We start from the raw sequence: 15,473 nt of genomic DNA, 5'->3' as shown, positions 1-15,473 counted from the left end.
CTTATTCAGCAATGCTAGCACTGTTGATTACCACGGCTTCTAGTGGCACATCTTGATGCATACCACGGTTACCCGTGCTAACACCTTTAATTTTCTCAACGATGTCTAAGCCTTCAACCACTTCAGCAAATACACAGTAACCCCAGCCTTGACCGGTTTCTGCTTTATGATCTAAGAAAGTGTTGTCGCTAACGTTGATGAAGAATTGCGCCGTTGCTGAATGTGGATCAGAAGTACGCGCCATTGCTAATGTACCGATTTTGTTCGATAAACCGTTGTTAGCTTCGTTTTTGATAGCTGCGTTAGGTGTTTTCTGAACCATATCTTCAGTAAATCCACCACCTTGTACCATAAACCCGTCAATAACGCGGTGAAAAACTGTGCCGTCATAGAAACCGTCTTTAACGTACTTGATGAAGTTTTCAACAGTAAGAGGCGCTTTTTCAGCATTAAGAGCAATTTTGATATCGCCCATGTTGGTGTGCAAAGTGATCATATTTAAATACCTAGAAAAAAATTGTTGCGCGATTCTAACTTATCTAACGTGAGGCTTAAAGTGCAGTGTTCAAAACAGTGTTGCTCATGATAGACTTTGATCTAATTATATTGGTATCAAAACGAGTAAAAGAGAACCATCGATGTTGAAAATTTACAATAGTATGAGTCGTGAAAAGCAAGAATTTAAACCGATTAACCCAGGCAAGATTGGCATGTATGTATGTGGTATCACCATATATGATTTATGTCACATTGGTCATGGTCGTACTTTTGTTTCTTTCGATATGATTGTTCGTTATTTACGTTACAGTGGTTTTGACGTGAACTACCTACGTAACATCACTGACGTTGATGATAAAATCATTAAGCGCGCCGCTGAAAATAAAGAAAGTTGTGATTCATTAACTGAGCGATTAATTGGCGAAATGCACAATGATTTTGACTCACTAAATATGATGCGTCCTGATTTTGAACCAAGAGCGACGCTGCACATCGAAGAAATCATTGAAATGGTGCAAACACTTATTGCTAAAGATCATGCCTATGTATCTGAAAGCGGTGATGTACTGTTCAGTGTGTCTTCGTTCGCTGAATATGGTCGTTTGTCTGGTCAAAACCTTGAACAACTTCAAGCTGGCGCGCGTGTTGAAGTAGAAGACACCAAACGTGACCCTATGGACTTCGTTTTGTGGAAAATGTCTAAACCTGGTGAACCAACTTGGGAATCGCCATGGGGACCAGGTCGTCCTGGTTGGCACATTGAATGTTCAGCAATGAACAGCAAGCATTTAGGCGAGCATTTTGATATTCATGGTGGCGGTAGCGATTTACAGTTCCCACATCATGAAAATGAGATTGCACAATCATGCTGTGCACACGGCTCACAATATGTGAACTACTGGATGCATACTGGCATGGTCATGGTCGATAAAGAGAAAATGTCTAAATCATTAGGCAACTTCTTTACCATTCGTGATGTATTAGCGCATTACGATCCTGAAACTGTTCGTTATTTCTTGCTATCAGGGCATTACCGTAGTCAGTTAAATTATTCAGAAGATAATTTGAAGCAAGCTAAATCAGCTCTAGAGAGAATTTATACCTCACTAAAAGGCTTAGACTTATCTGTTACTGCTGCGCCTGCAGAAGCCTTTATTGCTAAGTTTAAAACGGCAATGGATGATGATTTTAATACGCCAGAAGCTTATTCAGTTATTTTCGAAATGGTGCGTGAGATTAACCGCTTAAAACTAATCGATATGGCACAAGCAAGCGCACTCGGTGTCAGCCTTAAATCATTAACGGATGTTTTAGGTCTAATCAATCGTGATGTTGATGCTTTCTTCCAAGGTGAAGGCAGTGATGACGAAGTCGCAGAAATTGAAGCGTTAATCGTTGAGCGTAATCGTGCTCGTGCTGAAAAAGACTGGCCTGCTGCTGATGCAGCTCGCGATAGATTGAATGCGTTAAACGTTGTCTTAGAAGATGGCGAAGAAGGCACAACTTGGCGTAAAAAGTCTTAATAAGCGATAAGACAGGACTGAATAACTCAGTAGAGTTTTAAATCAATGTAATAAAATGTTGCTTACTCAGTTGTTATCTTAATCCAAAAAAAAGCCTGCAAATATGCAGGCTTTTTTATTTCATTTGGTCTTGATAATCAGCTTAAATACTTATGAAGCTTATTATCACTAAATGGATTTAATTAGTCGTGGTATTGCTCAGCAGCATATAAGGTGTTTTCAAGTAAGCTTGCAATTGTCATTGGGCCTACACCACCTGGTACAGGGGTAATGAATGCAGCTTTCTCGGCTGCAACGTCAAATTCAACATCACCAACAAGTTGACCACTCTCAAGGCGGTTAATACCCACATCAATGACAATAGCACCTGGCTTAATCCAATCACCTGGGATAAACCCAGGTTTACCCACAGCGACAACCAGCAAATCCGCTTGGCGAACTTTTTGCTCAAGGTTTTTGGTAAAGCGATGACATGTTGTGGTTGTACAGCCTGCTAGCAATAACTCTAATGTCATTGGACGACCAACAATATTAGATGCGCCAACGATAGTGGCATCAAGTCCGTAGGTATCAATACCTGTTGACTTGATTAGGGTAATAATTCCTTTTGGCGTGCATGAACGTAGTACAGGGATACGCTGGGCTAATCTACCAACATTATAAGGGTGGAAACCATCGACATCTTTGTCTGGCCTGATGCGCTCGATGACCTTTGAGTCTTCAATATGATCAGGTAAAGGTAATTGTACTAAGATGCCATCGATTTTTGGGTCTTCATTACATTGATCAATTAGTGCTAATAATTCAGCTTCGGTTGTTGTAGTTTCAAGGTCATATGAATACGATTCAAAACCGACTTCTTCACATGCTCGGCGTTTGCTGCCAACATATACTTGTGAGGCGGCATCAGCGCCAACCAGAATCACTGCTAGACCTGGAACACGTTTACCAGCCGCTTTACGCGCCAATACTTTTTCTTTTAATGAGGTTCTAATAGATTGAGCTATCGCTTTGCCATCAATATTTTGGGCAGTCATGAGTGTATAGTTTCCTTTATATGGCGCGATTGAGATGATTTTAAACGAGGCGTATTCTACCAGTCAGGCATAGGCATGTCATGATTAATGGCTAAACGATTTATTAAAAACAGAATTTTTTGTTTGTAAAAACAGCAGCTGAACCAGTTTGCAAAAAAAATCGTTGACGATAGTAAAGTGACTCGTTAATATGCGCCCCGTTCTCACAGATAAGCCGTTAAGTACTAACTTAAAACTAACTGTTGAAGACATCTCGGTGATTAGCGCAGCCCGGTAGCGCATCTCGTTTGGGACGAGAGGGTCAGAGGTTCGAATCCTCTATCACCGACCAATTTTATATTTGTAAAGCTAATGTTTTGCGAATAAGCTTGATACATTAATTGAACACCAAATCAATTGATTGTGACAGCGGGTTATTCAGATTAGATTTGTAAACCATGCGCCACTAGCTCAGCTGGATAGAGCAACGCCCTTCTAAGGCGTGGGTCTCAGGTTCGAATCCTGAGTGGCGTACCAAATTATGGTGATTGTAGCTCAGTTGGTAGAGCCCCGGATTGTGATTCCGGTTGTCGTGGGTTCGAGCCCCATCAGTCACCCCAAATTTTGCATTAAAAATGCACGATTGTAGAGAAAGCGACCTTAGGTCGCTTTTTTTATGTCTAAAATCCCCACATAACCCCGTTTTCACACTCGACTCAGCAGTAAACCGTCGCTATAATGTCGCGTCTTGATAAATATCTAATACGAATTATTACGGGTAATGGCGCTGAAAAGCTGCTGTATCGCACTTTTATTAGAAAACATTAATAATCAAGAAACGAATATTTAATAGTTGAGGTTTCGACTATTACAAAGGACGTCAGACATATTTCGAGGTAAAACAATGCAAGTTTCTGTTGAAACAACTCAAGGCCTAGAACGTCGCCTAACAATTTCTGTTCCTGCTGAACAAATTGAGAAATTAGTTAAAGACAACTTATTACGTGAAGCGAAACGTGCAAAGATTTCAGGTTTCCGTCCAGGTAAAGTACCAGTATCTGTGATCAACCAACGTTACGGCGCAGCAATCCGCCAAGACGTTACTGGTGAAGTTATGCAACGCAACTTCATCGAAGCTATCATGGCTGAAAAATTAAACCCAGCTGGCGCGCCAGTTTTCGCACCAGGCGAAACTGAAGGCGAAAACTACGTATTCGTAGCGACTTTCGAAATCTACCCAGAAGTGGAACTAACTGGTTTAGATGCAATCGAAGTTGAGCAGCCACAAGCTGAAGTTAACGACGCTGACGTTGACACTATGATTGAAACTCTTCGCAAGCAACACGCTACATTCGCTGTAGTTGAAACTGCTGCTGAAGAAGGTAACAAAGCTAAAATGAACTTCGTAGGTTCTGTTGATGGTGAAGAATTCGAAGGCGGAAAAGCTGATGATTTCGAACTAGAGCTTGGTAGCAACCGTATGATCCCTGGCTTCGAAGCTGGTGTTATTGGTCATAAAGCAGGTGATGAATTCGAAATCGAAGTGACATTCCCTGAAGATTACCATGCTGAGAACTTAAAAGGTAAAGCGGCTAAGTTCGTTATTACTCTTACTGAAGTTCAAGCTGCAGAATTACCAGAAGTTAACGATGAGTTTGCTTCTTTATTCGGTATCGCTGAAGGTGGTTTAGAAGCACTTAAAGCTGAAATCCGCAAAAACATGACTCGTGAACTTGAACAAGCGCTTAAAGCAAATGTTAAAGAGCAAGTTATTGAAGGTTTGTTATCTGCAAACGAAATCACTATCCCTAAAGCATTAGTAGACGGTGAAGTTAATGTTCTTCGTCAACAAGCAATGCAGCGCTTTGGTGGCCAAACTGAAAACATGCCTGAGCTTCCAGCTGATTTGTTCACTGAACAAGCTGAGCGTCGTGTTAAAGTAGGTTTACTTTTAGGTGAAGTGATCAAAACTAACGAACTTCAAGCTGAAGACGAACGTGTTCAAGGTCTTATTGCTTCAATGGCTTCTGCATATGAAGATCCAAGTGAAGTTGTTGAATACTACAATGGCAACAAAGAGCTTATGCAAAACATGCGCAACGTAGCGCTTGAAGAGCAAGCTGTTGAAGTTCTATTAAAATCATCAAAAGTTACTCCAAAAGAAGTCGCTTTTGAAGAATTTATGAACAAGGCAACAGGTAAAGCGTAACCTTCGCTTGACTTGATTGGCGGATCGCCATTTAATGGCTCGTATGAGGTTCCTCATACGAGCCATTTTTATTTTAGGGAAGCATAAAATGCATAAAGCGCCAGAATCTGTACTCAATGCTCTTGTACCTATGGTTGTTGAACAAACGGCTAAAGGTGAGCGTTCATATGATATTTACTCTCGTTTATTAAAAGAGCGAGTAATTTTCTTGGTTGGCCAAGTGGAAGAACACATGGCTAATTTGATCGTGGCGCAATTATTGTTCCTAGAATCAGAAAGCCCAGATAAAGATATCTCAATTTATATCAATTCACCTGGTGGTTCTGTTACTGCTGGTATGGCAATTTACGACACGATGCAATTCATTAAGCCTAATGTAAGCACGGTATGTATTGGCCAAGCTTGTAGCATGGGTGCATTCTTATTAGCAGGTGGTGCTGAAGGAAAACGTCATTGTCTACCTAATTCACGTGTGATGATCCATCAGCCACTAGGTGGGTTCCAAGGACAAGCATCTGACATTGCTATTCATGCTCAAGAAATCTTAGGCATTAAGAATAAATTGAATGAAATGTTAGCTGAACATACTGGCCAGCCATTAGATGTTATCGAGCGTGATACTGACCGTGATAACTTTATGAGTGCGCAAGAAGCTGCTGATTATGGTTTAGTTGATTCAGTTTTTGAAAAGCGTAGCTGATCTTTAGGCCTGAGTACGCTATTCTGTGATGAATAGCGTATAAAAAATATTTGACTGTTCCTGTGTAGGTGAATAAATGCACAGATGGTTTTTTGAAAACAGTGAACAGGCTGCAACAGAGGTAGGGTAATGGGCGATAATAAAAGTACCGGTGACAGTGGCAAACTACTGTACTGCTCTTTTTGCGGAAAAAGCCAACATGAAGTTAGAAAGCTAATCGCTGGACCTTCAGTATATGTTTGTGACGAGTGTGTCGAGCTTTGTAATGACATCATTCGCGAAGAAATTAAAGAAATATCGCCTAAGCGCGATCATGATAAGTTACCGACGCCGCACGAATTGCGTACTCATCTCGATGATTATGTTATTGGTCAAAATCAGGCTAAAAAAGTCTTGTCGGTGGCGGTATATAACCACTATAAACGTTTGCGTAATGGCACACCGATTGAAGGTGTTGAATTAGGTAAAAGTAACATTTTGCTTATCGGTCCAACCGGTAGTGGTAAAACGTTATTGGCTGAAACACTAGCGCGTTCTTTAGATGTGCCATTTACTATGGCTGATGCGACAACATTAACTGAAGCTGGTTATGTTGGTGAAGATGTTGAAAACATCATTCAAAAACTACTTCAGAAATGTGACTATGACGTTGAGAAAGCTGAACGTGGTATCGTTTATATTGATGAAATCGATAAAATTAGCCGTAAATCTGATAACCCTTCAATTACACGTGATGTGTCTGGTGAAGGTGTTCAGCAGGCACTGCTAAAATTGATTGAAGGTACTGTTGCTTCAGTTCCACCGCAAGGTGGTCGTAAGCATCCGCAGCAAGAGTTTTTACAGGTTGATACCTCTAAAATCTTATTTATCTGTGGCGGTGCGTTTGCTGGACTTGAGAAAGTCATTGAGCAACGTGGGCTAACAGGTACTGGAATTGGTTTTGGTGCTGAAGTCAAAGGCGAAGCTGATAAGACCACGATTTCACAAACGTTAGGTAAAGTTGAACCAGAAGATTTAATTAAATTTGGTTTGATCCCTGAATTTATCGGCCGTTTACCAGTTGTTGCGACGCTAACAGAGTTAGATGAATCTGCATTGGTACAAATTTTATCTCAACCTAAAAATGCACTGACTAAACAGTATGGTGCGTTGTTTGAGATGGAAGAGGTTGAACTTGAGTTCCGTGAAGATGCACTTAAAGCCATTGCTCACAAAGCAATGACGCGTAAAACAGGTGCTCGTGGCTTACGGTCTATCATCGAAGATATCTTATTAGATACTATGTATGACATTCCTTCAGTAGAAGGTGTAATAAAAGCCGTTGTTGATGAATCAGTTGTGAAAGGTGAGTCTGCACCTATCTTGATTTATGAAAACACTGACAGCCAAGTGGCTGGTGGCGAACAATAAATAGCCGCTTTTAGCAGTTTATGAAAAATAAGGAGTCCATCGGGCTCCTTTTTTCGTATTAAGCATTGAAACTTCAAGAAACATCCCAATATACTGATTATAAAATCCATTCATCAAACGGAATCGAACTATGACCCAAGAGCGTGAAGCGCATATCGAACTCCCCGTGCTGCCACTTCGAGATGTAGTGGTTTATCCCCATATGGTAATTCCGTTATTCGTCGGACGAGAGAAATCAATTCGATGTTTAGAATCGGCAATGGAACAAGATAAACAAATTTTATTGGTCGCACAGAAAGAAGCTGATTTAGACGAACCAACAAAAGATGATATTTTCGAAATTGGTACTGTAGCGTCAATTTTACAATTACTTAAATTGCCTGATGGCACTGTTAAAGTATTAGTTGAAGGCGGTCAGCGTGCAAAAGTTGATAAATACACCCAAGAAGAAGAATTCTTCGTTGCCACAGCGCAATACTTAGAATCTGAACAACTTGCTGAAAAAGAAGAAGAGGTGCTTGTACGTAGCGCTATCAGCCAGTTTGAAGGTTACATCAAGTTAAACAAAAAAATCCCACCAGAAGTACTGACTTCATTGACCGGTATTGAAGAAGCTGCACGTCTTGCTGACACGATGGCTGCTCATATGCCGCTTAAATTAGAAGATAAACAGTCAGTACTTGAAATGATCAACGTTGGCGAACGTCTTGAATATTTAATGGCGATGATGGAAGGCGAGATTGACTTATTACAAGTTGAGAAACGTATTCGTGGCCGCGTTAAGAAACAGATGGAAAAAAGCCAGCGCGAGTATTATTTGAATGAGCAAATGAAAGCCATTCAAAAAGAACTCGGCGACCTTGACGAAAGCCAAGATGAATTTGAAGTCTTAGGTCGTAAGATCGAAGAAGCTAAAATGCCTGCTGAAGCAAAAGAAAAAGCAGAGGCTGAGCTTAATAAGTTAAAAATGATGTCACCAATGTCTGCAGAAGCGACAGTGGTGAGAAGCTATGTTGATTGGATGACGTCAGTGCCTTGGAGCCAACGTTCTAAAATTAAGCGTGACTTATCTAAGGCTGAAGAAATTTTAGATACAGACCACCATGGTTTAGAAAAAGTTAAAGAGCGTATTCTTGAGTACCTAGCAGTTCAAAGCCGTGTTAAGCAGCTTAAAGGCCCAATCCTGTGTTTAGTTGGACCACCAGGTGTAGGTAAAACTTCACTGGGTCAGTCTATTGCTAAAGCAACAGGTCGTAAGTATGTTCGTGTTGCCTTAGGTGGCGTACGTGATGAAGCGGAAATCCGTGGACATCGTCGTACTTACATTGGCTCAATGCCAGGTAAAGTGATTCAAAAAATGGCTAAAGTGGGTGTTAAAAACCCATTATTCTTATTAGATGAAATCGATAAGATGAGCTCAGATATGCGTGGCGACCCCTCGTCAGCATTACTTGAAGTGCTTGATCCTGAGCAAAATGCAGCATTTAACGACCATTACTTAGAAGTAGATTACGACTTATCTGATGTAATGTTTGTGGCTACATCGAATTCAATGGATATTCCAGGACCGTTATTAGATCGTATGGAAGTGATTCGTTTATCGGGTTATACCGAAGATGAAAAACTTAACATCGCTAAAAAGCATTTGCTGACTAAGCAAGTTGAGCGTAACGGTCTTAAGCCTAAAGAAATCAATATCGACGATAGTGCCATCATCGGCATGATCCGTTATTACACTCGAGAAGCTGGTGTGCGTTCATTAGAACGTGAGTTGTCTAAAGTGTGCCGTAAAGTCGTTAAAATGATTCTTTTAGACAAGTCAGTTAAGACTGTTGAAGTGAATCAAGATAACTTGAAGTCATTCTTAGGTGTGCAGCGCTTTGATTACGGTAAAGCAGAATCAAATAACCAAATTGGTCAAGTGACAGGTCTTGCGTGGACTCAGGTTGGCGGTGATTTGCTAACGATTGAAGCCACATCTGTGTCAGGTAAAGGCAAACTTGCTTATACCGGTTCGCTGGGTGACGTAATGCAAGAGTCAATTCAAGCTGCTATGACTGTAGTAAGAGCACGAGCTGAACAATTAGGTATTAATGCTGACTTTTACGAGAAACGTGATATTCACGTTCACGTACCTGAAGGAGCAACACCTAAAGACGGTCCTTCGGCAGGTGCTGCGATGTGTACTGCACTCGTTTCAAGTTTAACTGGTAACCCTGTTAAAAGTGATGTGGCGATGACGGGTGAAATTACTCTTCGTGGCGAAGTACTTCCTATTGGTGGCTTAAAAGAAAAGTTACTTGCGGCGCATCGCGGCGGTATAAAAGTTGTTCTTATTCCTAAAGAAAATGAGCGCGACTTAGAAGAAATTCCTGCGAATGTCATTGCAGATCTTAAAATTCATCCCGTTAGATGGGTGGATGAAGTGCTTGAATTAGCCTTAGAGAGACCTGTAAAGGGCTTTGAAGTGGTTAAAAAGTAGCTAAATAGCAAAAAAACATGCTTTGAAGCCAAAAAAAGTGAAAAAAGGGGCTTAACAAACGCGAAAGCTGTGGTAGCCTAGATAAGTGGAGAGTCAGTTAGCACCAAACCCTTGGCGCAACTGACTTTGAGCTGTATCCAAGTACATTTTTTTTGGTTTTCCAACTAAGTTTGGTGTGGTATCAAACTTATTACAAAAAAGCCTCCGCAGACCGCTCTAAAGACGGATTTGGTTGCGGCGCGAAAATAAACATTCAAGGGGATGACATGAACAAATCTGAACTAATCGAGAAAATCGCTTCTGGTGCTGACATTTCTAAAGCAGGCGCTGGCCGTGCATTAGATTCTTTCATTGGTGCTGTTACTGAAGCACTTAAAGAAGGCGACAAAATTTCTCTAGTTGGTTTTGGTACTTTTGAAGTACGTCAACGTGCAGAACGTACTGGCCGTAACCCACAAACTGGTGCGGAAATCAAAATTGCAGCAGCAAACATTCCAGCATTCAAAGCTGGTAAAGCTCTAAAAGACGCTGTTAACTAAATAGTTAATATCGTTGCCTTTTGTAAGGCATTTGTAGAAAGCACTGTTTTGACAGTGCTTTTTGCGAAAGAAATATCAGAAAAAACTTAGTTAGTTTTGATATTCGGAGGAATTGGGTCATACCCGAGGTAGCGTCTGATAACTCCACATAAATTACAAGAAGGCGCATCCCCAAGTGGTGCGCCTTTTTATTTTTTTAATCGCAACAAGCGAGAATTCAGATGTTAGAAAAAATTCGCGAAGGTTCACAAGGCGTTATTGCTAAAAGTATTTTAGTGCTAGTGATTCTTTCGTTCGCATTTGCAGGTGTAAGTAGTTACCTAGGAACTTCAACTGAAGTTGCTGTCGCTGTAGTTAACGGTGACGAGATTACTGCAAATGAACTAGAACAAGCTTATCAAAACGAACGTGGCCGCTTAGAACAACAACTAGGTGAAATGTTTGATGCATTATCTGCTGATGATAACTACATGAATGGTATCAAGCAAAATGTATTAGACCGTCTGATTGCTGACAAATTAATGACTCAAGCAGCAGAAGATTTAGGCTTACGTGTTTCAGATGATCAAATTAGACAAGCGATTGTTAATGAGCCAGCCTTCCAAACTGATGGCGTGTTTGATAACGATCGTTATTTAGCTGTATTACGTCAGCTAGGCTACCAAACGACAAGCTTCAGAAATATGATGCGCACTGATATGACGCGTCGTCAGCTGTTAACATCGTTAGTCGCCACTGAATTCGTATTAGATGGTGAAGCAAAGCAATTAGCTGAAGTTCAAGGCCAGACTCGTGACATTCGTTACTTAGTTGTTGATTCAACGCCTTATTTAGCTTCTGCTTCAGTGTCAGAAGACGCCATCAAAAACTACTACGACAGCAACTTGATGCAATTTATGGATCAAGAAAAGGTGAGCTTAGAGTACGTAGAACTTAACGTCGCTAATATTGCTAAGGGTATAGAAGCATCAGTTGAAGATGCACGTACATATTACGAAGAAAATAAGCAACAGTACCAAACGCCTGAAAAACGTTTAGCTGCACATATTTTATTTGCCTCAGGCGATGACAGTGCTGATGAAGCGAAAGCTGAAGCAAGTTTAGCTAAATTACAAGCAGGCGAAGACTTTGCTGAAGTAGCAAAGGCTGATTCAGATGACCAATTCAGTGCTGAGCAAGGCGGTCAACTTGACTGGTTTGAACAAGGCGTAATGGATCCTGAATTTGATACTGCATTATTTGAGCTTAACCAAGGTGAATACTCGCAAGTTGTAAAAAGTGAGTTCGGTTACCACATCGTTAAGTTACTTGACGTTCAATCAGGTGCCGCAGCACCATTTGATGAAGTTCAAGATAAGATTGTTGCTGACCTTAAGAACAAGAAAGCCGTTGATGAGTTCTACAGCTTACAAAGCGTCTTAGCTGACACAAGTTACGAAGTGCCAGATACATTGGACGAAACGGCTAAAGCATTAGATGTGGAAGTGCAAACAACTCAGCTGTTCTCGCGTAACAATGCACCAGCGAACTTGAACAAGCCTGAGTTAGTCCGCGCAGCTTTTTCTGATGACGTAATCGGAAGTGGCATGAACAGCGAAGTGATTGAGCTTGAGCCTAACCACGTTGTCGTAATTCGTTTACTTAAGCATCAAGATGCAGGTACTTTACCTTTAAGTGAAGTTAAAGCGGGTATCGAAGCACGTTTAGTGCAAGAACAAGCTAACCTCGAAGCAAGCGAAAAAGCCAACGAATACTTAGCTGAAATGAAAGCTGGTAACGAAATTACTGAAACGACTATTGCAACTAAAGTTCAGTTAGCTCGTTTCAGCCAAGATATCGACCAAGCTATCACTACTAAAGCATTCCAAATGCCAGCACCACAATCAGGTTCTGTTGCATTTGATACCGCTGCTCTAGCTAATGGTTTTGCCGTTATTGCACTTGATAATGTGAACGCTGCGGTCGGCATTGATAGCAATATTATTGACAGCATTAAAGAGCGTTTAGCGCCGCAATATAGCGAAGCAGATTACCGCGCCATCATTGATGCGTTAAAAGCAAAAGCTAAAATTGAGTACCCTGTGGCTGAATAACACTTAGTTCAAGGGATATAATTTAAAAGCCAAGGGGAACCTTGGCTTTTTTATGTTTCACTTTTAAAGTTTAATCAATAATCAGTTTAACCCAATCATGTAGAAGGAACTTCATGAATATTGCGCTTTTTGACTTTGATGGCACCATCACGGAAATTGATACATACACCCCATTTATATATTTGAGTGTGCCTAGATGGCGAATTATCGTCTGTTATCCTTTTTTATTACCCTTCATCATACTTTATAAGTTTAAGTTGATTGGCGCCTCTAAAATTAGAACGGTTATTACTCGTTTGGGTTTCTGGAACCGACAACCTGACGAAGTGTTTGCTCAAGGAAAAGAGTATGCTTTAACATTAAATTCTGTGATGAGAGCAGAAGCCAAAAAGCGGTTAGAATGGCATAAAAAGCAGGGTGATTTAATCGTTATTGTATCGGCGTCGTTGGATGCTTATTTAATTCCTTGGTGTGAACAACATGGGTATCAATTAATTTGTGCCAATCTAGAAATACAAAAAGGCCGTTTAACAGGTCGTTATTTAGGTGGTGACTGCAGTGCTGAAGTAAAAGCACAAAGGGTTGAACAAAAACATTCGTTAAATGATTTTGACAAAGTCTATGCCTATGGTGATACCGAAGAAGATTCGCAATTAATAGCATTGGCTGATGAAGCTTATTTTTGTTGGGAAAAAGTAAGCTGAGGAGCTATCTGTAGTTAAAGCTGTAGTTACAAATGTGGTTTCAAAATGATAGATAACTTCTTAATTATTTATTGTATTGGCAAAGATAAAGAAGCCTAACTAATGCAAAGAGAAAGGGAAAGATGTGGAGAATATAACCCAACGCTTTGAGCGTGTATTAACTCATATTGACAATAATTTATCGTCGAGTTTAGATATTGAAACGTTAGCTAGGCTTGCACAGATCCCTGAGTATCATTTTGAATTTATTTTTCAGAGCTTATTTCATACCAAGCTTAATGAATACATTGATTTATTACGTCATCTAGAGGCAGCTCAACAACTTGGTTTTGATAAAAGTGTTGCGATTAGTGTTGTAGCTCAAGCTGTTGGTTTTAGCTCTGAAAAAGCTTTTGAGCACGCATTTACCAGAAGTATTGGTCAAAGCCCAAAACAATTTCAGCTCGCTCCTGATTGGGGTAACTTTTTTCAAAAACAACAACCGTTAAAAACGTTGTCAGAGGGGCATGATCAATTATCAGCTTTTGAGGTGAATATTGAAGTCGTAGAGCTCGAAGAAGTTCCGTTAATTATTATTGAGCATCGCACATTAGCAGAGTATTTACCGCAAACAATTCAAGCAATGCGTGCATTTAGGCAAACGCATAATCTGTCGCCTGAAAAAAGCCAAACTTTCAATTTTATTTATCAGACTTACCCAGAGGGAGTTGAATACGAACAGATCCACTCACCAACATCAAATTACAAAATTGATATCGCTGTTAGTGTCAATGCACAACAGAAAGCTTCTTTAATAGCCGCTATTGAATACTCAGAATATTTTAAAGAAACAAGTATACCAAAGGGGAGCTACGCTTCGTTTTTGCATTCAGGTTCTGATGAAGTACTAAATAAAAAAATAAAATATTTATATGGCACTTGGTTAGTTGAAAACAGCAAAATTAATAATACTCAATTAAATACTATGCCGTTAATCTTTGAGAAGTTAAAAATAAATAATTCAAATCAGACTCAAACGAGAGTGTATTTACCCTTGTACAAAGAGTGAACCTAAGCGCACTTTTAAAGCGCAGTCACTCGCATCAATTCAGCACAGATCCATGCCATATAAGTCGCCCAAGCATAGCCAAACACTGAAAATAAGATAGCAACTGGTGCTAATGAGCGATGAAATGCCATCGCGACAACAGGTGAAGATGCAGCCCCACCAATACAGCATTGGCTTGCTAACGCCATATAAGCGACTGGTGCTCTCATTAGCAAACCTGCAATGATCACAACCATCGCGTGAATGCTTAACCAAACAAACCCGATAGCGAAATAAATTGGGAAATCATCGATCATGGTAAGATCCATTTGAAGTCCCATATTCGCAATCAAGCAGTACAACATAATGGTGGAGACTTTTGACGCTCCAACAGTTTCAAGTTCTCTAACCTTTGTGTTTGAAAGCACAATGCTAACAGTTGTCACAATGATCACTATCCAAAAAAAATGAGATGTAAAACTGTATTTCTCTGTTTGGGGGTAATTATCAGCAAAAAAAGGGGCCAGAATATCAGCACCCCAATGTGCAAACCCTGTGACACCAAAGGCCACGGCAAACATCATCATATAATCATTAAGGGTTGGCTTAGCTTGGTTAGCGGTTACTCGCTTTTCTGTAATGGTTATCAGCTGATTAAACTGACTGGTGTCAGCATTGATTTTTTTATCAATAAAAGCGGCGTTGTTAGCGCAAATCAATAAAAATGACATCCATATTGCTGAATAGATAACGTTAACTGAAATCATAATCGCGAAAAGGTTTTCTTCAACTTGGTAGATTTCTTTCATCGCAATTTGGTTAGCTGTGCCGCCTACCCAGTTGCCGGCCAATGTTGCCATCCCTTTCCAAGTTGCATCGGCGCCCAGCCAGTTAATACTTTCAGGAATGATCTTTGAGAAAAGTAATAATGTGAGTGGTCCGCCAATAATAACGCCAATACTACCGAGTAAAAATAAGATTATTATTTTAGGTCCCAGTAACAGTATCGATTTAATATCCACGCTAATAATTAACAATGTTAAGCAAGCGGGCATTAAATATTTTGAAGTGATGGTGTTTAATTCACTATTACTAGCATCAACAATATTGAATGTATTTAATAGTGAGGGCAGCACGTAGCACATGACCATAACTGGCACAAAACGGTATATTTGTTTTAGCAGCGGATGAGATGATTGACTGGTATAAAAAACCAAACCAATTATGGTGCTAAGTAAGCCAAATATGACAGGATCTTGATTGATCATTACT

12 protein-coding genes and 3 tRNA genes are annotated in these 15,473 nt (G+C 40.2%); 12 read left to right on the top strand and 3 right to left on the bottom strand.

Annotated elements, in window-relative coordinates:
* Position 1: 1 nt before the first annotated feature.
* Positions 2-496: a peptidylprolyl isomerase gene (locus tag QPX86_RS12645; protein WP_220755472.1), complete on the bottom strand. Its 495-nt coding sequence runs from the start codon at positions 494-496 to the stop codon at positions 2-4.
* Between the two features lie 142 nt (positions 497-638).
* On the opposite strand from QPX86_RS12645, the gene cysS reads away from it, so the two are divergent.
* Entirely contained in the window at positions 639-2,021 is a 1,383-nt protein-coding gene (gene cysS, locus QPX86_RS12640; protein WP_220755473.1) for a cysteine--tRNA ligase, read from the top strand.
* Positions 2,022-2,203: 182 nt separating this feature from the next.
* Here the strand turns inward: cysS and folD are convergent, their stop codons facing one another.
* Complete coding sequence (gene folD, locus QPX86_RS12635) at positions 2,204-3,058, bottom strand: bifunctional methylenetetrahydrofolate dehydrogenase/methenyltetrahydrofolate cyclohydrolase FolD (RefSeq protein WP_220755474.1); 855 nt, start codon at positions 3,056-3,058, stop codon at positions 2,204-2,206.
* 254 nt (positions 3,059-3,312) lie between these two features.
* Here folD and QPX86_RS12630 point away from each other — a divergent pair.
* The 11 genes from QPX86_RS12630 (at position 3,313) to QPX86_RS12580 (ending at position 14,222) form a co-directional block, all read left to right on the top strand.
* A tRNA-Pro gene (locus tag QPX86_RS12630) sits at positions 3,313-3,389 on the top strand.
* A 108-nt stretch (positions 3,390-3,497) separates the two neighbouring features.
* A tRNA-Arg gene (locus tag QPX86_RS12625) sits at positions 3,498-3,574 on the top strand.
* 7 nt (positions 3,575-3,581) lie between these two features.
* A tRNA-His gene (locus tag QPX86_RS12620) sits at positions 3,582-3,657 on the top strand.
* Positions 3,658-3,941: 284 nt separating this feature from the next.
* The gene (gene tig / locus QPX86_RS12615; RefSeq protein ID WP_220755475.1) at positions 3,942-5,246 is read left to right on the top strand and encodes a trigger factor; all 1,305 of its coding nucleotides are present in this window, start codon (positions 3,942-3,944) and stop codon (positions 5,244-5,246) included.
* Between the two features lie 88 nt (positions 5,247-5,334).
* Complete coding sequence (gene clpP / locus QPX86_RS12610; RefSeq protein ID WP_153916032.1) at positions 5,335-5,946, top strand: ATP-dependent Clp endopeptidase proteolytic subunit ClpP; 612 nt, start codon at positions 5,335-5,337, stop codon at positions 5,944-5,946.
* Positions 5,947-6,075: 129 nt separating this feature from the next.
* Positions 6,076-7,356 (top strand): ATP-dependent protease ATP-binding subunit ClpX, encoded by a 1,281-nt coding sequence (clpX, locus tag QPX86_RS12605; protein ID WP_220755476.1) that lies wholly within the window; start codon positions 6,076-6,078, stop codon positions 7,354-7,356.
* Between the two features lie 130 nt (positions 7,357-7,486).
* Positions 7,487-9,838: an endopeptidase La gene (lon, locus tag QPX86_RS12600; RefSeq protein WP_220755477.1), complete on the top strand. Its 2,352-nt coding sequence runs from the start codon at positions 7,487-7,489 to the stop codon at positions 9,836-9,838.
* 266 nt (positions 9,839-10,104) lie between these two features.
* On the top strand, positions 10,105-10,377 hold the full coding sequence (locus QPX86_RS12595) for an HU family DNA-binding protein (protein WP_055023877.1): 273 nt from the start codon (positions 10,105-10,107) through the stop codon (positions 10,375-10,377).
* Positions 10,378-10,598: 221 nt separating this feature from the next.
* Positions 10,599-12,470 (top strand): SurA N-terminal domain-containing protein, encoded by a 1,872-nt coding sequence (locus tag QPX86_RS12590; protein WP_285162908.1) that lies wholly within the window; start codon positions 10,599-10,601, stop codon positions 12,468-12,470.
* A 113-nt stretch (positions 12,471-12,583) separates the two neighbouring features.
* Positions 12,584-13,174: an HAD-IB family hydrolase gene (locus QPX86_RS12585; RefSeq protein WP_285162907.1), complete on the top strand. Its 591-nt coding sequence runs from the start codon at positions 12,584-12,586 to the stop codon at positions 13,172-13,174.
* A 124-nt stretch (positions 13,175-13,298) separates the two neighbouring features.
* Entirely contained in the window at positions 13,299-14,222 is a 924-nt protein-coding gene (locus QPX86_RS12580) for an AraC family transcriptional regulator (protein ID WP_285162906.1), read from the top strand.
* A gap of 14 nt (positions 14,223-14,236) precedes the next feature.
* Here QPX86_RS12580 and QPX86_RS12575 read toward each other — a convergent pair whose 3' ends face one another.
* On the bottom strand, positions 14,237-15,469 hold the full coding sequence (locus QPX86_RS12575; RefSeq protein WP_285162905.1) for a DUF819 family protein: 1,233 nt from the start codon (positions 15,467-15,469) through the stop codon (positions 14,237-14,239).
* Positions 15,470-15,473: the final 4 nt, after the last annotated feature.

Source organism: Shewanella goraebulensis, assembly GCF_030252245.1.
Taxonomy (GTDB): Bacteria; Pseudomonadota; Gammaproteobacteria; order Enterobacterales; family Shewanellaceae; genus Shewanella; species Shewanella goraebulensis.
The sequence above is the reverse complement of the archived record's forward strand: the minus strand, read 5'-3'. Positions and strand labels throughout refer to the sequence as shown.